Consider the following 16,059-nt stretch of genomic DNA (forward strand, 5'->3'; position numbering starts at 1 on the left):
GCATCTTGCTTAACGGCAACGTATGCCTTGGACCCCGGTTCCTTATTCCTCAGGAAGTCCAGGTCGCACAGCAGAGGATGGTGGGAGACGGCCAGAAAATCAGAAGCCAGGAAAGTTTCGAAAATTCTTTGGAACTGGACGGCGACAAGGCAGTTAAGTTGATAACCGGTCCGAATGCCCCCTTGGACTGGCACCTTTAAGGCGCAGCTTTATGGCTGCGCCTTTTATTTTGTGTGGTAGGCCAGCTTGACACAGACAATAGGCACGAAAGCGGCGCCTGGGTTTCCCCAAGCGCCGAACAATCTTCCCGCTAGGACAGCAGGTTACGGCTTCGGAGCCGTCGAAGTGCCCGACTGGCCGGCAGAGCCGGTGGTCGAGTTTCTGTTGTTGTCGCCATCCTCGTCGAACGCAGGAGCAGCCTGGAGCTGATCCTTGGTCATACGCAGAACCACGCGCTCAGGCTGGTTCTGGTTGCTCGAGGTGTTGCTGGCCGTCATGTTGGACGATCCGGCCGTGGTGCCCGATCCAGTCGCAGTGGTGTTGCCCGTCGTGGTCGAACCCGTCGTAGCGACATTGCTGTTGCCACTGTTGCTGCTGTTCATGGCCTGAGCCTGCTGGGCGTTCATGAACTCAAGGGCTTTGAACGGAACAGCCACGTCCTTCTCACCGATTCCGAGAAAGCCACCGACGCCGACCACCGCCGCCATGATCTGACCGTTGCGGTCCATGATGACGTCATTGATGTCGCCGATCGATTCGTTGTTCGAGCCAATCACACGGGTTCCGATCAGATCGGAGGCCATCATCTGGTTGGTTTCCATTTTGGTCATGAACTGACCCTGCATGCCGCCGCTCTGGCTCATGGTCGACGAGGACTGGCTCATTGTCGACGAAGAACCCGATGCGCCGGGCTGCATGGCCGGCGAACCGGTCGAGGTGGTGCCGGTGCCGGACGCGGCCGGACGGTCAGTCGGAGCCGAGGGAGTGGTAGAGGTCTGTGCAAAGGCGGGCGCAGCCGCGAAAGCCGTCACTACAAGGCAAGCTGCCATATGCTTCTTCAGCATTGCTTATTTCTCCTGAGGGTACATTAAATCGCGTTAAGCGCCAAAGTGCGCGAGGACTAAACGCCCAGCATGCGCAACCGTTCCGAATATCAACTTCTTCAAGACAATGTGAATGGTTCGTCTAACCTGATAGGCCAATCTGAATACTAATTAATATTTTAAGAGCAGGGAATTAGTTCTGCTGCTTCTTGTGAGAAAGCAGGAGTAAGACTTACATTAGCAGGAACCTGCGCCAAGAGAATTGGTTCCCGCGCCGTCTCGGAGACAATACCGCATCGGGATTCACTCTGGCTCATGGGGTGACCGACCCCTCGCTCCAGAGAGCCACATCCATCAGGAGAGCGACTGCTCAAGGAGCGCCAGGCAAAGGCTTGGCATCCTGTCGGCGCTCGCCTTGGCCAGAGGGCTGACATCGCCGAGGCAACCGACTGGTTTGCGCATTTTAGGTTTTGGCCCGCTGGGAGCCTCGTTCCCTTCCCGCTGGCTGACGGGATGCTGGGTGGCGGGAGCCTGCATCTCCTCCTTGAGAGTGACAACAGGCAGATCCGTGTCGCGGGCGTAGATGGTGGTTCCCGTGAGAGGGTCGGACTTGTAGAGCACCGTCCCATCACGATCGCGTAGGATCACCGCCGCCTGGGCGACACCCACAAGCTCAACAATGGACACGGTGGCTGGGTTTGTACTCGGAACGGGGGCAAGCATGCGATCTCCCTTTGTGGGAGCGTTCATGCGCTGGGGCAGTCCGGCGTCGGCAAGGACCTCGGATTGCGCCTGATCAGACATGTTGAATGAGGCAGGAACGAAGCTTCCTGCAACGAAGAAGATTCCAGCCAGTCCCACCAGTGCCATAGGGATACGGAACATCCCTCTCTCCTGCTCTTCAACCTCGACGTTTCGAAAATTCAACGCGACCGTATCTTTGATGTTCCTGCACCCTTACGCAGGAGAGAAGAATAAAAAGGGCGATAAAAAACCTGGAACCTTTATTTTCGATAGGACGTTCTTAAGGTACCGGCCTCCTGGTCCTCCCCGCATTCCCCTTGTGCATTGGCCGGCACCTTAGACGGGCTTCAGAGCCCGTCTTTTTTTGCGCCCAATACATGCACACAAAAGAATAGCCCGGCGTTTAAGCCGGGCTATTACTATTCAGGCTGGTATCCGTCTGGACTTAGGCAGTCGCAGCGCGCGCCTCGCGCCGGCGAGCGCTCTGCTGGAAGAACAGCGCCTGACTGATGACGGCGGACACATTGGCCGGCTGGAAGGGCTTGGCGATCAGGAAGGCCGGCTCCGGGCGCTCACCTGTGAGGAACCGCTCGGGATAGGCCGTGATGAAGATGACCGGAACCTCGAAGGACTTGAGGAGGTCGTTGACCGCATCGAGGCCGGAGCTTCCGTCCGCCAGCTGGATATCCGCAAGGATCAGTCCCGGCTGCTTTGCAGCAGCCAGCTTAACGGCTTCGGTGCGCGTGCGGGCGACGCCGGTGACGTTATGACCCAAGCCTTCGACAAGGGCCTCGAGATCCATGGCGATCAGGGGCTCATCCTCAATGATGAGGATGTCCGTAGCCATATCGGCCGCAAGCTCGCGGCCCGCTTCGTCGACGAGGTCGCGCACGGTCCGTGTGTCGACATCGAGGATCTGGCCGACTTCCTCTTCTCCAAAGCCTTCGAGGCAGGAGAGAAGGAAGGCCTGACGGGGAAGCGGCGTGATCTGACCGAGCCGAACCTCGGCTGGCAGGTCGCGCTGGATCTGCTCGCTCCGGCCGTTCACCGACAGGGAATTCCAGATCCGGGTGAACACCTGAAAGAGTTCAACCTTCACGTTTCCGGAAGGGCCGATCGTCTCAGGTTCGCTTACAAGCGTTTCGAGAGTTGCGGCGACATAGGCGTCCCCAGCCATCTGGCTGCCTGTGAGAGCGCGCGCGTAGCGGCGAAGGTATGGTAAGTGCTGGACGACAAGCTGGGCTGTCGACATTCGCTTCCCCTTAATTGTGCTTTTGACTCGTTGTACCGATGGTTCCTTTAACGCGGCAAAGCTGCAAAAGTTCCGTCGAGTGGAACCGGGTGCAGCAATGAGCGTTATTGCTCGAAAACGAATATATGGATACTGCCAAGGTTGGCTACCCCGGATAAACGACGGGTGGCAAGGGGAAGAATATGACGGTTGATAAGGGGAACAAGCTCGCTCGGGTCAGTCTCGACAACGGCTCCGGCGAAAAGCTTGCAACCGATCCTAAACTCGACAGCGGCAGCCAGAAACGTATCGGCGACCAACTCCGCGCCATGTACGACGAGCTCATGCAGCAGCCCGTCCCGGACCGTTTCCGGGATCTGCTCGACCAATTGGACAAGAACGGCCGAAAGGGCGGGTCTCAATGACCCTAGAGCCGGAGCCCGAGTTACGGGAGGCTCTTCTGGCGGCGGTTCCCAGCCTCCGCGCCTTTGCCATCTCGCTCTCAGGCCAGGTCGACAGGGCCGATGATCTTGTTCAGGACACTCTGCTGCGGGCCCTTTCCAATCTGCATCGGTTCGAACCCGGCACGAATCTGAATGCATGGCTCTTCACCATCCTGCGCAATCTCTTCCATTCCGAATACAGAAAGCGGCGCCGGGAGGTGGAAGACCCTGATGGCTCCTATGCCGGACGGCTGAAGGTGCAGCCCGAGCAAGGTGCCCACCTGGATTTCGAGGATTTTCGCAGCGCCCTCTCCCAGCTTCCCTCCGACCAGCGGGAGGCCCTTCTGCTGGTCGGGGCCTCAGGCTTCTCCTACGAGGAAGCTGCGAACATCTGCGGCTGTGCCGTGGGCACCATCAAGAGCCGCGTGAACCGGGCGCGATTGCGCCTCGCGTCGCTACTGAATGTTAACGACATCGAGGATCTCGGCCCCGACAGCATGACCCGGGCGGCCCTGCAGGGCTGACGCCATAGAATTCGACACTCCCAAATGCCGAACGCCGCCCGATGAAGGCGGCGTTCGACGTCAAATATGCCGTAGTGGCATCACATAGGGCTGCGTCCGCGTAGCAGGCCGATGACGGCCGAGATCGCGAACAGCACGATTGCGACGAAGAAAATCAGCTTCGCGATTTCAACCGCGGTGCCGGCGATGCCCCCGAAGCCGAACAGAGCTGCAACGAGAGCGATGATGAGAAAAGTGACTGCCCAACCCAGCATGGTGTTACCTCATTAACATGACAATCGACTGTAAGCCGATGATGTTCAAACAACGCCAAGCGCGACTGTAAGGTTCCGCGTTTCGTCATTCATTGTGGCTGTTCATCAGTCGTTCAACAGTAATCTTTCAGGCTTTTGTTCACATGGAACTCGACTTCCCCCTGCACGTTTTCAAGAACACTTTGGGAGAGATGGCCAATGAATCGTTCGGTTGCCCTTCGTGCACTTCTCATCTTTGCTGTTGTTGCTGTCTTTTCAGCGATCACCGGCGTGGCTTCTCAAGTTGAAATCGCGGAAGTTCTTTTTCTGATCGGCGGCTCTCTCTCGGCGGTCATGCTGTTCTTCGCACGGATGACGCCTTCGCAAAGTCCAGTTCCGGTGCGCGTGCGCCACAGACGCTGATTACTCCGGCAGCGCCACGAATATTGGGCGGCTCGAAAGAGCCGCCCTTCTTGTTTCACGCCTCCGTAGGATCGCCTCCATTCGGGTGCAGGACCGATCCGGTGATGTAGGAAGAATCTTCGGATGCCAGGAACAGGTAGGACGGCGCCACCTCGTTCGGCTGGCCTGGGCGCTTCATGGGCGTGTTCGCGCCGAACTGCTTCACCTTCTCGGCCGGGAAGGTCGAGGGGATCAGCGGCGTCCAAATTGGGCCGGGCGCCACGCCGTTCACGCGAATGCCCTCAGCCGCAAGCTTCTGCGCCAATGACCGGGTGAAGGCCACGATCGCGCCCTTGGTGGCGCTGTAATCGAGCAGATCACCGCTGCCGCGATAGGCCGTGACCGAAGTGGTGTTGATGATGGCAGCGCCCTTCTTGAGATGGGGCATCGCCGCCTGCACCATGTAGAAATAGCCGAAGATGTTGGTGCGGAAGGTGCGGTCGATCTGATCCGGCGTGATCTCGTCGATTTCCTTTTTCGGGTGCTGTTCCGCAGCATTGTTGACGAGCACGTCGAGCTTGCCGAATTTTTGAATCACCTGATCCACCGCCGAGCGGCAGAAGCCGGGATCGCCCACATCGCCTGCGATGGTCAGGCACGAGCGCCCTTCCCTCTCCACGAGACGCTTCGTCTCCTGTGCGTCCTCGTTCTCGTTCAGATACATGATCGCGAGATCGGCGCCCTCGCGGGCAAACAGAACGGCCGTTGCGCGCCCGATGCCACTGTCTCCACCGGTGATGAGGGCAACCTTGCCTTGCAGCCGGTTGCTGCCCGGATAGCGTGGCTCGTAATCGGGGCGCGGATTCATCTCGGTCTCGTGGCCGGGCTGCTGGTCCTGGACCTGAGGCGGCAGGGTTTGGTTCTGGTCGGAGCTCATAGGGTCATCCCTTGTGCGGAAAGGATGCGGGCCTCCTGCCGACCGTAGCGAAAGGCCGATACAAACGACGAAGCCCGCGTTGAAGCTCAACGCGGGCTCGAAAAGCGTGTTCCTGGAAAGGCTGGTTAGTGCACGGTCTCAGTGCGGTCCGCCGTGCTCGGTGCCATGCTCAGGAGGTGGTAGAGGATGATGGCCCCGAAGGTCGCCGTCCCGATACCATCCAGGGTGAAGCCAGCCACATTCAGCTTGAAGTTGCCGGCGCCCAGAATCAGGGCCACAGCCACCGTGATGAGATTGCGCGGGTTCGAGAAATCGACCCGGTTCTCCACCCAGATCCGACCTGCGGTCGCAGCGATGAGGCCGAAGACCACAATGGAGAGGCCGCCGAGCACGGGCCCGGGGATCGTGCCGATGAAGGCGCCGAACTTAGGGGAAAGGCCGAGCAGCAGCGCGAAAGCCGCGGCGATGAGGAAGACCAGCGTGGAATAAATCCGGGTCACGGCCATCACGCCCATGTTCTCGGCATAGGTGGTCATGCCCGTTCCGCCGGAAGCCCCCGACAACATGGTGGCAATGCCGTCGCCCATGAAGGCACGGCCCAGATAGGGATCGAGGTTGCGGCCCGTCATGGCACCGATGGCCTTGATGTGCCCGAGATTCTCGGCCACCAGGATCACGGCCACCGGAGCGATCAGGCTCATGGCGCGCATGTCGAAGACAGGGCTCTGGAAGGACGGCAGGCCGAACCAGGCCGCCGCGCTGATCTTGGCGAAATCGATGGGCTGGCCGAGGCCCAGCACGTTCGCGCAGATGAAGTAGACCAGGTAGCCCAGCACACCGCCGACCAGCACCGGCAGGCGACGCCACATGCCGGGCGCATAGACCGCCACCAGGCCGACGGCCACGACGGTGGTAAGCGCGATCCAGCGGGCGAAATCGCTGCCGTTCTGGTTATCGGGCGTGACCCCGGAGGCGCTGTTGATCGCAATCGGCGCGAGCACGAGACCGATGGCAGCCACGATGGCACCCGTGACCACCGGCGGCATCAGCCGCTCGATCCAGCGATGGCCCGCCAGCTGCACAACAAGTCCGACGAGGAAATAGAGCGCACCGGCCGCGATGATGCCGCCGAGCGCCAAGGGGATGTTCGGATTGGGGCTGCCCACGCTCGCGCCGGTGGCGACGAGGACGGGACCGATGAAGGCGAAGCTGGAGCCCAGATAGCTCGGCACCCGGCCGCCGACCACGACGAAGAAGATCAGGGTCGCGATGCCGGAGAACAGGATCGAGACGTTCGGATCGAAGCCCATTAGGATCGGAGCTAGCACGGTTGCGCCGAACATGGCGACCACATGCTGCAGGCCGACAACCACCATCTGGCCGGTCGGCAGCCGCTCGTCGGGCATGATGACGCCTTCCGTCTTCAAGCTCCATCGCGGCAGGAAACCATCCCTCATGACTACACCCCCAAGTATGACATCAAATGTCTGACACCTGGGGCTGCACCGTAGCCTCGCGGCCTGTGGAATGGCTAGGTGCGATAAGGACTTATTAACCGGCACGACAACCCAAATTCTGGACAAGTGCCGTTTTGACCGTCACATCTCGAACGATAGGCCTCAAGAGGGATCGCGATGCGCAAGAACCATGACGTGCCGGCGGGCACCGTGCACAGCCTCTGGATCGAGAGCGATTGTCTGAAAAACAACCTGCTCGGCGATCCTTCCCGACGCCGGGTCGACGTCTATGTGCCGGCCGGACATGACGGCCACAGCCTGCCCCTCCTGGTCGATCTCGTCGGCTACACGGCCGGCGGCCCGGCCCACACCAACTGGAAGAACTACGGCGAGAACGTGCCCGAGCGCCTCGACAGGCTAATCGGCACCGGCGCCATGCCGCCCGTTGCAGTGGCCTTCCCCGACTGCTTCACGCGTCTTGGCGGCAACCAATATGTCGACAGCGCTGCCATGGGCCTCTGGGAGACCTTCCTGATCCGCGAGATGCTGCCCTTCGTCGAGGAGCGCCTCGGTTGCGGCGGCGACGGACGCCGGGGCGTGTTCGGCAAAAGTTCGGGCGGCTACGGCAGCATGGTGCATGCGCTGCGCCACGGTGGTTCCGTTTGGTCAGCCGCCGCCTCGCATTCGGGTGATGTGGGCTTCGAATACCTCTACCATTTGGGTGAGTTCGCCGGAGCGCTCCGCCATCTGGTGGATTACGGCATGTCCATCGAAGCCTTCCTCCGCAAGTTAGAGGCAGGGCCTAAGGCGAAGGACAAGGACTGGCACATTCTGATGCTTCTCGCCCAGGCGGCGAGCTTCGATCCCGACCCGAGCCAGTTCTACGGTGTCCGCCTGCCGGTGGATCTCGAGACCTGCGAGATCATCGAGGAGCGCTGGGCCAACTGGCTGCGCTGGGACCCGCTGCGCCTAGTGGACGACGCGAAGCATCTGCAGAACCTGCGCCAGCTCAAGGCCTTCTACATCGATTGCGGAGATATCGACCAGTACAACATGGTCTATGGCTCACGGATCATGCGCCGGAAGCTCGAGGCCGCAGGTATTTCCCACGTTTACGAGGAATTCCACGACGACCACTCCTCCGTGGACTACCGGATGGACATCAGCCTGCCGCTCCTGGCGAAAGCGCTCGCTTAAGCCCCGCCTGGTTCATCCTCGGTGGGTAGTTCGCAATGATTGTGGATGTGGGTTGCCGCAACGGCTGCGTGGCCCATGCCCACGACGATCTGGTCGAGACCCCGGACGATGTCGCCGGCCGCGTAGAGGCCCTTGACGGTGGTCTGGCAGTGGCTGTCGACGATCAGGCTGCCCGAGGGGTCGTGCTCTGCGCCTAAGGCGATCGCGAGGTCCGAGCGGTACTTGAGGCCAAGCGCCGAATAAAGCACGTCGAAGCGATATTCCTTGCCGGCCAAGTTCACGGCAGAGATCCGGTCGTTCTCCATGGCGAGAGACTCGACCGGGGCCTCGACGACCTTGATCCCGTGCTCGTCGAGCCTCCCTTGCTGCTCCGGGTTGAGTTCCAGATGCTGCCCCAAGGTGAGGAGGGTCACATCCCGGGAATAGGTGCGGGCGATGAAGACCGCCTCCCCTATGCCGTGGGCACCATAACCAATGACGGCGATCTTCCGGTCACGGGATTCGTAGCCGTCGCAGATCGGGCAGTAGCGGACGAGGCCGCGCTGGACGGCATTGGGTACATTGGGCAAATCAGGCTCGACATCGACCGCTCCCGTGGCGAGCACCACCCGGCGGGCGGCGATCTGCCTCGTGGAGCTACTATTGTCCTCCAGCAAGGCAATGAAACGGTCGGGCTGCTTGCGCAGACCCGTGACCATGCCGGGCAGAATACAGTCCCCATATTGGTCAAGATTCGTCCGAGCCCGGGCCAGGATATCCTTGCCGGAGATGCCCTCGGCGAAAACCGGGATGTTGTGGCTGGTCGGGATCCAGGACGCCCGTGGGGACCCGCTATCGACCACGGCAAAACGGCGCTTGAACCGGGCCAGATACAAAGCCGTCGTAAGCCCCGCCGGCCCGCCACCGACGATCAGGCAGTCCAAGATATCCCCATTGGCCGCCATCCCACTTCCTTCCTTATATGGACGCAGGAGTCACAACACCTGGGGAGGGAAAAAGATCAGAAACGCGACATATGCGCTCAAAGCGGCCAGAGGCTTGTCCCGCCTTCAGAGCATCATACTGCCAAACACATGAAATGGCTGCCAAAATTTATTGGGTGAAACCGCCAAGCCGACGCCAAAATTAGACAAACCGCTGCAGCGCAAGTGCTCTCGCCCAGGCTTCCCTTGTAAAGCATGGAACTGTATGACCTCCCTCAAATGAGGCTAGACATAGAAGCTTGGGCGAATGGCTAACACGAGTGCCAAACGACAAAATTATCGCCCCGAGATTCAGGGCATCCGGACGATCGGTGCGCTGCTGGTCGCTTGTTTTCATATCTGGGGCGGGCGGGTCTCGGGCGGCGTAGACGTGTTCTTCGTCATCTCCGGCTTTCTGATCACGGGTTCGCTCTACAAGGAAGTTCAGCACAGCCAGACGATTGACGTGATCGCGTTCTGGGGGCGGATCGCCAAGCGCGTCGCCCCCATGGCCTATCTGGTGCTCACCCTCACCCTCGCCGCCGCCGTGCTGTGGATGCCCCAGTCTCGGCAAGCCGGCTTCTTGTCCGAGGTTCTCTACAGCGCCGTTCATCTTGAGAACATCAAGCTCATGATGAATTCGGTTGACTACCTAGCCCGTGAGGAGGCTCCCAGTCCGGTTCAGCAGTTCTGGGCTTTGTCGGTCCAGGTGCAATTCTACGCCTTGTGGCCCTTCCTGTTGCTGGGCGTGGCCCTCGCAGCCCGGAAGCTTCGCGCCGGAGCCTCCGCCTACCTTGCCGCCCTGACAGCGATATTTCTAGGCTCTCTGGCCTATTCCGTCCTGCAGACGCGGCTTGATCCCTCCCCCACCTACTTCAACACCTTGGCCCGAATGTGGGAGTTTACCCTGGGGGGAATCCTGGCGGTCTCTCTTCCTTATGTGCGGTTGCCGGAGCGTTTGCGCGAGATCGCCGGATGGGCTGGGCTGCTGCTGGTGGTAAGCTGCGGCTTCTTGGTTCCCGCCTCCGCCCATTATCCTGGCTATATCGCGCTGTGGCCGACCCTCGGAGCAGGACTGGTCCTCATGTCGGGTGGCGATAGGACGCGGTTCGGCGCTGACCGGATCCTGGCTTGGAGGCCACTTGTTGCCATCGGGGAGATCTCGTTCTCGTTCTATCTCTGGCACTGGCCGGTTCTGATCTTTGCCCTTCTCATCAGCGGTAAGACCCAGCTTGGCCTCCAGGCTGGACTGGCGGTGATCGCGATTGCGCTGGGCGGCGCCTACGTGACCGCCCGCTGTCTGGAGCAGCCAATCCACCGCTCATCGATCGGACAGAGCAAGGCTTGGCACATCCACTTTATGGGCGTCGCTTTGGCTCTGCCGGTGATTGTTACGGCCAGCGTATGGCTCAATGCAAACGAGAGAGAAGAAGCCCGCCAGAGAGAAGCCATTGAGCGCAGAAACAAGGACTATCCGGGTGGCTCCCTACCGATATCACGTGCGAACCTGTTGCAGCCGGGGGTTCCGATTTACCCCAAGACAAAATGGGTCAAGCACAAGCACCCAAATCGCTGTCAGCAGAATGAGAGAGATCCTGAGGTCACTATGTGCAATTATGGTGTTCAGATAGGAGCACGCAAGACGATTGCCCTTGTTGGCGGGTCGCACTCGGAACACTGGCTGCCCGCTCTTGAAGGGATCGCTCACGAAAACAATTGGAACATCGTCGCGATTACAAAGAGCGCATGCGCGTTCATGGATGGTGCAGGGGGACGAGCTCCCCACTGTGTCAAATGGAACGAAAGTGTTCATGATGAACTGAGCAAGCTGAAGCCTGATGCTGTAGTCATGACGTCGACGCGTCAGTCGGGCAATTCAAAGAATTGGAAAGAGGCGGTCCCTCACGGTTACCTGAAGAGCTGGGAGAGGTTGGCCAAGCATGGCATCACCGTGATCGCCATTCGGGATAATTCACGGTTTGGAAAGAACAATCTCGAGTGCGTGGATGCGAACCCAACCGATATCATGAAGTGCGCCCGGCCTCGGGCTGAAATTTTCGATGAGGTGGATCCTACAACCAGGCTTGAGAATAAGCCGGAGAATGTCAGCTTTATTGATCTTACAGATAGGTTCTGTGACGATACACATTGCTTCCCAGTGATCGGCAACGTTCTGGTTCTAAGAGACTCCCATCATATTTCGATCGAATACGCCCGCACACTCGCTACTCCTCTCGGAGAGCGAATGAGGCAGGTGCGACCGGACTTATTTCAGACTCCTTCCGACACGCGAGAGAGCTCAGTCCTGGAGACAAGGTAGACACTTGGCGCTGCAGCAGTGTACCTCTGCAGCGCGCTGAAGACTGAGGAAGCCAGTCATGTGAGAGTTAGTGCTCTAGACCGGATGCAGCAAGTATGTCCCAAATACTTTGAATTCCGCATTAGGCTGCAATTCGTCCTTCCTCCAAACGACAAACTAATAATACCCTAAAGTGGTCAAGCCTTGCTCGAATGAAATCTGAGCCTGCACACCCAGAATCTTCGCGGCCAATTCTGGGGCGCCCAGCGAACGGCGTATATCTCCGGGACGTCCAAGATCATGCACGATCCTGCCCTTGTAACGCTTAATGAGCGTGTTCCCCAGTTCAAAGACTGACGTTCCCCTCCCAATGCAGCCGTTCGTCACGGGAGTTGAAGCATCGGACTCCTCCATGGCTGCTGCGAGGAAACGTGTCACATCGGAGACACGGACGAAGTCCCGGCTCTGGCTTTCATCTCCATAGATGACCAAATCCTGGCCATCCATTGCTCGTTGCAGGAAGCTCGGACAGGAGGTTTGCTCGTTTAACTTCAAGCCTGACCACTACTCGGGCTACGAGGCCCCCGCACATTAAGTAACATAGTTGCACTTCTCAAAAAGGACCCGGCACGATAAAAGGATCGTTTGATCGTCAAGGCTGCAGACTCGAGAGAATGACTAATCCGATTAAATCTTCAGAACCGGCCGATGTGCCTCCCCCCCTGAGCATCGTTATCGGTATTCGGAACTGGGGCTTGGATCGCCTTCAAATTGCCCTAAGGTCACATCGAGCATCCGACATTCATGACCTGGAAATCGTCATTTCAGATTACGGATCAGCCAATTGCGACGATGTTTTCAGGATTGCCGAGACTTACGACTGCAAGTACATCTATAGCAAAGCTGAGGTTTGGAGCAGATCGGCCGCCCTGAATGCAGGAATTGCGAAGGCCAGCAGCGACAATATCCTCACAACGGACGCAGACATTATCTTTGCGCCTAAATCTCACGGCATCCTGCTTGAGAACCTTCGGCAGATGCCCGATTCCGTTCAGATTATCCAATGCCGTGATCTGCCCGAAGGCTTTGGATCGGACAACCTGTCGCAATTCGACTGGCATCAGCTCTTCCAGGTTTCGTCCATCCGCCCGCGGTGGGGCATGGGCGGATCGGCGACGTTCAAAAGGGATATCTTCGCGCGGATCCATGGCTTCGATGAGCGCATGACCGTCTGGGGCGGAGAAGACAATGATTTTGTCCAGCGTGCCCGCAGGTCAGGAGCGATCCTAAACTGGATCGGGGACCCGGAAGCCCTGATCTATCACATTTGGCATGCGCCGGATTCGAGAGGTACGTCTTCTGCGGGTGTGAAAGTCGTCGAGAGCAATAAGAAGATCCTTCAGGAAGACCGCACGATGGTCAGAAACCTGTCACGGTCCTATCGCAGCGCTACAAGTTCAGTTCCAACGGTATCTATTGTCATTGCGACGAAGAACCAACCGGATCTGTTGCGGGAATCGGTATCGAGTTGTCTCCGACAAACATTCGAGGATTTCGAGATTATCGTCGTTGATGATGGATCGACCCCGGAACTGCGACCGTCACTGGACGACCTTGATGATCCGCGGCTGAAGGTGCTGCTCCTAAAGGACAGCCGAGGCCTTGCGTTTGCTAGGAATTATGCCAATGCCATGGCGCGAGGAGAGTTCATCGCCATTCACGATGACGACAACCTGATGCTGCCTCAGAGGCTCGACCGCCAGCTTAGTGCAATCGTCGACGACTGCGCGGGGTCGTACGGTGGCTACATCGATTTCGATGAAACGGGTGCGCTGACATCGAATCCAGGGCGCACGACATTCGACTTCGCATCTATGATGTTCCGAAGCCCTCTCGCCCATGGCACTGTTCTCATCAGACGACGGGTGCTTGAGTTTTATAGGTACAACGACAATTTTGGCGCGAATTCAAGCCACGATCTGCTGACCAGGATTGCGCGAGGAGGTGTCAGCTTGGCCCATTGCGGCCGCCATGTCGTTCTTCGTCGCCGACACACACACAAGTCGGCTGAGGCGCATAGCTCCCTTCAGAAATCAGTTTCTGGAATAAGCAAAACTATGGCTCGAAGCGCCTTATCCGCAAATCTCGATCAGCAGTATCTAAAAGCGTCGAGAGCGAACCCCGAGGCTGACATTCCCCTCTGCGATTTTATCGAAGCGGCCGGTCACCTACCATCGCGTCTAATGTCAAAGAGAATGAAGATTGAGTTTGGGGAGAACTTACCAGTTAGCCGCAATATCTCTGCGATGCTGGCGTCGATCCTCAGTGATTACCGTGAGATCAACATCGCGTTTGGCACGACCGCGCACAAAGGCATCAAAGCCGTTACGATCACGGCTCCTGATGAAGCAAGCCGAGGAAAAATCATGTCTGCACTCTCGGGAGCAGGTCCGGTTAAGGGGGTGAACGAAATCATGCTCCCGACCGTGTATCCGAATCTTACCATGCTTGAAGCCGCATTCAAAGCCAAAACCCACGCGGAGAGAGCTGACATTGATGTCGGCACCGATATCGAGGGGGTCCTGCACGTCTTGGAAAAACACAGCAGTTGCTGCTTCCTGTCTGTAAATGAAGAATCCGGATATCGGCTAGGCCTGCCGCCGCTCGACGGACCCGTGAAGGCCCTTCTATGTGCAAAGCTCAGGCGCTTTGGCCCTAACGAGTGTCTCGACGCAGGGGAATGATTTGCAGACTGAAACCGTACTCAATCCCACAGAGCGGGTTACAATCATCAAGTTCACGCCCGAACAATACGATGCATTTCCGCTGTCATCCACCGCTTGGCTGGATTGGCGCCTCATTGAGCGCAATCGGGACCGTGAAGCCGTTGCTCACGCCATCTTACTTTTTCCGTTCATATCCGGCCGACTTAGTCCGAGCCGCGGCTGTGGAATCGACGTTTCCCAACCCTTGCGGGGCTTCTTCTCGCCGCGGCATGTACTGGTTGAAGGGGTCGAGATGGCGCCGGCTCGCATACCCTCCGGCACGCGGACGGCGATCCTTTGCGACGGATCCTATCGTTCGGCAGCGGCGCTTGGCGCCTTCGAGCATGACCTAGCCATCAGGTTGAGCGAGAGTACCTATACGACGTCGATTGGACCGCGCAATGCAATTGTGTCATCCAATTTCGGCTTGTTCGCGCGTCGCGACGGTCAGTTGAACGCCATCCTCCCGACCATTGCCGCCGCGGTCTTATTTGCGGAAGACTTGGGACTTGCCCGGCTTGTCCTACCGATCCTAGAGTTGACTGCTGTCGAAATCGATCTTTTCGCTCGCCTCACGATGTTGCTGGCTGCCGTCAACATCGCTGTTGAAGCGCCGCTGCTTGGGGTCGGTTTCGAGGCGCTTCAGGAGTTTTTGGCGTCGCCCATCGGATTGGCGACCTTTCTCTCTGAGCGACATCAGGATCGCATGCATCCAGAGGATCTGACCGACTTCTGGATTGCCAAGCTCCTGTCGGCACGCTCTGGCGGCGAAATTGCCGGAGAGAAGGAGGCCGCGAGGCGGCTTCGGGAGCTTCACGAGGCCGGAGCGGTTCTCTCTGATCGAGAGCGGGGCTTGATTATGCCCGACGGTAGCGAGCAGGAGCCGAGCATCGATGGCCCCACCAGTCAGCCGAAGACCGTGTCGTGACCTTGCTCAGAACGCTCAAACATCTCACACCTCTATCCGTTCGCCGATTTCTGAAGCACCGGCTGCCACCAACATTCGTGGCAACCGTCGCCACTTGGGCTCAATCTGGCAAAGCAGGAACCGGCGGACCGAAACTGGCCAACCGATCGTCGAGCCCTCGCCGCTTCGAATGCCCCATCTGCGGCACAGGGCTTCAGCCGCAGGAAGCCCAGCAACAGATCGAATGCGCGGGATGCGGATCCCGTCCACACCATCGCCGTTTGGCGCTGGCCATTTATGCGTCAATGAACGGGCCCGGCCCGGAAATTCTGGTGCTCGGGTCCGATAGTGTCACGAAGGCGATCTTCGACGGAATAAGTAATATCGCCTTCGCGGAGGACCTCGATGCCGTGCGCTGGGAGGTGCCCTCGGGAGTTGATCTTTGCGTTCATTCATATCGGCTTGCCGGGAATTCTTTCCGCATGGGGAAAGTCTTGAAAGCCGCGGACGCCTTGCTGTCGCCGAAAGGCAGGCAGATCTTCGCGGTCGATGCATACTCGGGAGCGTGGGGGCCAATGAGGTGGCGGCAGCAGGACCGAGCCGTAATCCAATGGCTGCAGAAGAAAGGCTGGCCGCATTGCTCCGCATTCGAGCCGGACGCATTCTATGGGACAGGGGCGGCTCAGGCTTTCGGCTGCGCCGCTCCGGAGGATGCCGATGAACTGGTGGTCGTGCTCCCGAAAGCACGAGAGTAGAAGGTCCGTAAAGTGTAGCTTAGGCATCCTGAGAACACAGCAATAGCTTTCCTGCTTCATCAGGGTTCAAGCTGATATCTGCTTGGCCGATCAATCGTTGGGCGCACCCATTTCCATGACTGTCGCAAAAAATATCAAGTACATTGTCCCATCAGCGGCT

General features: G+C 58.7%; 16 protein-coding genes. 8 read left to right on the top strand and 8 right to left on the bottom strand.

Annotated elements, in window-relative coordinates:
* Positions 1-323: 323 nt before the first annotated feature.
* The 3 genes from I2H36_RS04685 to I2H36_RS04695 all read right to left on the bottom strand — a co-directional run bounded on the left by I2H36_RS04685 (position 324) and on the right by I2H36_RS04695 (position 3,039).
* A complete protein-coding gene (locus I2H36_RS04685) occupies positions 324-1,064 on the bottom strand; it encodes a PRC-barrel domain-containing protein (protein ID WP_196262720.1) in 741 nt (246 codons plus the stop codon).
* 333 nt (positions 1,065-1,397) lie between these two features.
* Complete coding sequence (locus I2H36_RS04690; RefSeq protein WP_196262721.1) at positions 1,398-1,928, bottom strand: hypothetical protein; 531 nt, start codon at positions 1,926-1,928, stop codon at positions 1,398-1,400.
* Between the two features lie 304 nt (positions 1,929-2,232).
* Positions 2,233-3,039: a response regulator gene (locus I2H36_RS04695; protein ID WP_036347878.1), complete on the bottom strand. Its 807-nt coding sequence runs from the start codon at positions 3,037-3,039 to the stop codon at positions 2,233-2,235.
* A gap of 182 nt (positions 3,040-3,221) precedes the next feature.
* Between I2H36_RS04695 and I2H36_RS04700 the strand changes: the two genes are divergently transcribed.
* Together I2H36_RS04700 and I2H36_RS04705 are read left to right on the top strand one after the other, a co-directional pair.
* Positions 3,222-3,443 (top strand): NepR family anti-sigma factor, encoded by a 222-nt coding sequence (locus tag I2H36_RS04700; RefSeq protein WP_196262722.1) that lies wholly within the window; start codon positions 3,222-3,224, stop codon positions 3,441-3,443.
* Positions 3,440-3,985, top strand: a complete 546-nt coding sequence (locus tag I2H36_RS04705) for a sigma-70 family RNA polymerase sigma factor (protein WP_196262723.1) — start codon at positions 3,440-3,442, stop codon at positions 3,983-3,985. The genes I2H36_RS04700 and I2H36_RS04705 overlap by 4 nt, the downstream gene beginning before the upstream one ends.
* Before the next feature lie 80 nt (positions 3,986-4,065).
* Here I2H36_RS04705 and I2H36_RS04710 read toward each other — a convergent pair whose 3' ends face one another.
* Complete coding sequence (locus I2H36_RS04710) at positions 4,066-4,239, bottom strand: DUF1328 domain-containing protein (RefSeq protein WP_009494036.1); 174 nt, start codon at positions 4,237-4,239, stop codon at positions 4,066-4,068.
* 198 nt (positions 4,240-4,437) lie between these two features.
* Here I2H36_RS04710 and I2H36_RS04715 point away from each other — a divergent pair, with 198 nt between their 5' ends.
* Positions 4,438-4,641, top strand: a complete 204-nt coding sequence (locus I2H36_RS04715; RefSeq protein WP_196262724.1) for a hypothetical protein — start codon at positions 4,438-4,440, stop codon at positions 4,639-4,641.
* A 55-nt stretch (positions 4,642-4,696) separates the two neighbouring features.
* Here the strand turns inward: I2H36_RS04715 and I2H36_RS04720 are convergent, their stop codons facing one another.
* Together I2H36_RS04720 and I2H36_RS04725 are read right to left on the bottom strand one after the other, a co-directional pair.
* Positions 4,697-5,557 (bottom strand): SDR family oxidoreductase, encoded by an 861-nt coding sequence (locus tag I2H36_RS04720; protein ID WP_196262725.1) that lies wholly within the window; start codon positions 5,555-5,557, stop codon positions 4,697-4,699.
* Between the two features lie 125 nt (positions 5,558-5,682).
* Positions 5,683-7,014 carry a solute carrier family 23 protein gene (locus tag I2H36_RS04725; RefSeq protein WP_196262726.1) on the bottom strand — a complete coding sequence of 444 codons (1,332 nt, stop codon included), beginning with the start codon at positions 7,012-7,014 and terminating at the stop codon, positions 5,683-5,685.
* Between the two features lie 177 nt (positions 7,015-7,191).
* Here I2H36_RS04725 and I2H36_RS04730 point away from each other — a divergent pair, with 177 nt between their 5' ends.
* Positions 7,192-8,211: an alpha/beta hydrolase gene (locus tag I2H36_RS04730; RefSeq protein WP_196262727.1), complete on the top strand. Its 1,020-nt coding sequence runs from the start codon at positions 7,192-7,194 to the stop codon at positions 8,209-8,211.
* Here I2H36_RS04730 and I2H36_RS04735 read toward each other — a convergent pair.
* Positions 8,208-9,155, bottom strand: a complete 948-nt coding sequence (locus tag I2H36_RS04735; RefSeq protein ID WP_196262728.1) for an NAD(P)/FAD-dependent oxidoreductase — start codon at positions 9,153-9,155, stop codon at positions 8,208-8,210. The two genes, I2H36_RS04730 and I2H36_RS04735, sit on opposite strands and share 4 nt — an antisense overlap.
* Positions 9,156-9,441: 286 nt before the next feature.
* Here I2H36_RS04735 and I2H36_RS04740 point away from each other — a divergent pair, with 286 nt between their 5' ends.
* Complete coding sequence (locus tag I2H36_RS04740) at positions 9,442-11,493, top strand: acyltransferase family protein (RefSeq protein ID WP_196262729.1); 2,052 nt, start codon at positions 9,442-9,444, stop codon at positions 11,491-11,493.
* Between the two features lie 156 nt (positions 11,494-11,649).
* Here I2H36_RS04740 and I2H36_RS04745 read toward each other — a convergent pair whose 3' ends face one another.
* On the bottom strand, positions 11,650-12,027 hold the full coding sequence (locus tag I2H36_RS04745) for an NAD-dependent epimerase/dehydratase family protein (protein ID WP_196262730.1): 378 nt from the start codon (positions 12,025-12,027) through the stop codon (positions 11,650-11,652).
* A 119-nt stretch (positions 12,028-12,146) separates the two neighbouring features.
* Here I2H36_RS04745 and I2H36_RS04750 point away from each other — a divergent pair, with 119 nt between their 5' ends.
* The 3 genes from I2H36_RS04750 (at position 12,147) to I2H36_RS04760 (ending at position 15,899) form a co-directional block, all read left to right on the top strand.
* Entirely contained in the window at positions 12,147-14,216 is a 2,070-nt protein-coding gene (locus I2H36_RS04750) for a glycosyltransferase family 2 protein (protein WP_196262731.1), read from the top strand.
* 1 nt (position 14,217) lies between these two features.
* Positions 14,218-15,165, top strand: a complete 948-nt coding sequence (locus tag I2H36_RS04755; protein ID WP_196262732.1) for a hypothetical protein — start codon at positions 14,218-14,220, stop codon at positions 15,163-15,165.
* 77 nt (positions 15,166-15,242) lie between these two features.
* Entirely contained in the window at positions 15,243-15,899 is a 657-nt protein-coding gene (locus I2H36_RS04760; protein WP_210330951.1) for a hypothetical protein, read from the top strand.
* Positions 15,900-16,059: the final 160 nt, after the last annotated feature.

Origin of the sequence: Microvirga terrestris (assembly GCF_015694425.1) — a bacterium.
Lineage (GTDB): Bacteria > Pseudomonadota > Alphaproteobacteria > Rhizobiales > Beijerinckiaceae > Microvirga > Microvirga terrestris.

What these genes read in the sequence shown, in the direction of transcription:
- I2H36_RS04685 (WP_196262720.1), bottom strand. Translation starts at nt 1,064, where the DNA reads ATGCTGAAGAAGCATATGGCAGCTTGCCTTGTAGTGACGGCTTTCGCG.
- I2H36_RS04690 (WP_196262721.1), bottom strand. Translation starts at nt 1,928, where the DNA reads ATGTTCCGTATCCCTATGGCACTGGTGGGACTGGCTGGAATCTTCTTC.
- I2H36_RS04695 (WP_036347878.1), bottom strand. Translation starts at nt 3,039, where the DNA reads ATGTCGACAGCCCAGCTTGTCGTCCAGCACTTACCATACCTTCGCCGC.
- I2H36_RS04700 (WP_196262722.1), top strand. Translation starts at nt 3,222, where the DNA reads ATGACGGTTGATAAGGGGAACAAGCTCGCTCGGGTCAGTCTCGACAAC.
- I2H36_RS04705 (WP_196262723.1), top strand. Translation starts at nt 3,440, where the DNA reads ATGACCCTAGAGCCGGAGCCCGAGTTACGGGAGGCTCTTCTGGCGGCG.
- I2H36_RS04710 (WP_009494036.1), bottom strand. Translation starts at nt 4,239, where the DNA reads ATGCTGGGTTGGGCAGTCACTTTTCTCATCATCGCTCTCGTTGCAGCT.
- I2H36_RS04715 (WP_196262724.1), top strand. Translation starts at nt 4,438, where the DNA reads ATGAATCGTTCGGTTGCCCTTCGTGCACTTCTCATCTTTGCTGTTGTT.
- I2H36_RS04720 (WP_196262725.1), bottom strand. Translation starts at nt 5,557, where the DNA reads ATGAGCTCCGACCAGAACCAAACCCTGCCGCCTCAGGTCCAGGACCAG.
- I2H36_RS04725 (WP_196262726.1), bottom strand. Translation starts at nt 7,014, where the DNA reads ATGAGGGATGGTTTCCTGCCGCGATGGAGCTTGAAGACGGAAGGCGTC.
- I2H36_RS04730 (WP_196262727.1), top strand. Translation starts at nt 7,192, where the DNA reads ATGCGCAAGAACCATGACGTGCCGGCGGGCACCGTGCACAGCCTCTGG.
- I2H36_RS04735 (WP_196262728.1), bottom strand. Translation starts at nt 9,155, where the DNA reads ATGGCGGCCAATGGGGATATCTTGGACTGCCTGATCGTCGGTGGCGGG.
- I2H36_RS04740 (WP_196262729.1), top strand. Translation starts at nt 9,442, where the DNA reads ATGGCTAACACGAGTGCCAAACGACAAAATTATCGCCCCGAGATTCAG.
- I2H36_RS04750 (WP_196262731.1), top strand. Translation starts at nt 12,147, where the DNA reads ATGACTAATCCGATTAAATCTTCAGAACCGGCCGATGTGCCTCCCCCC.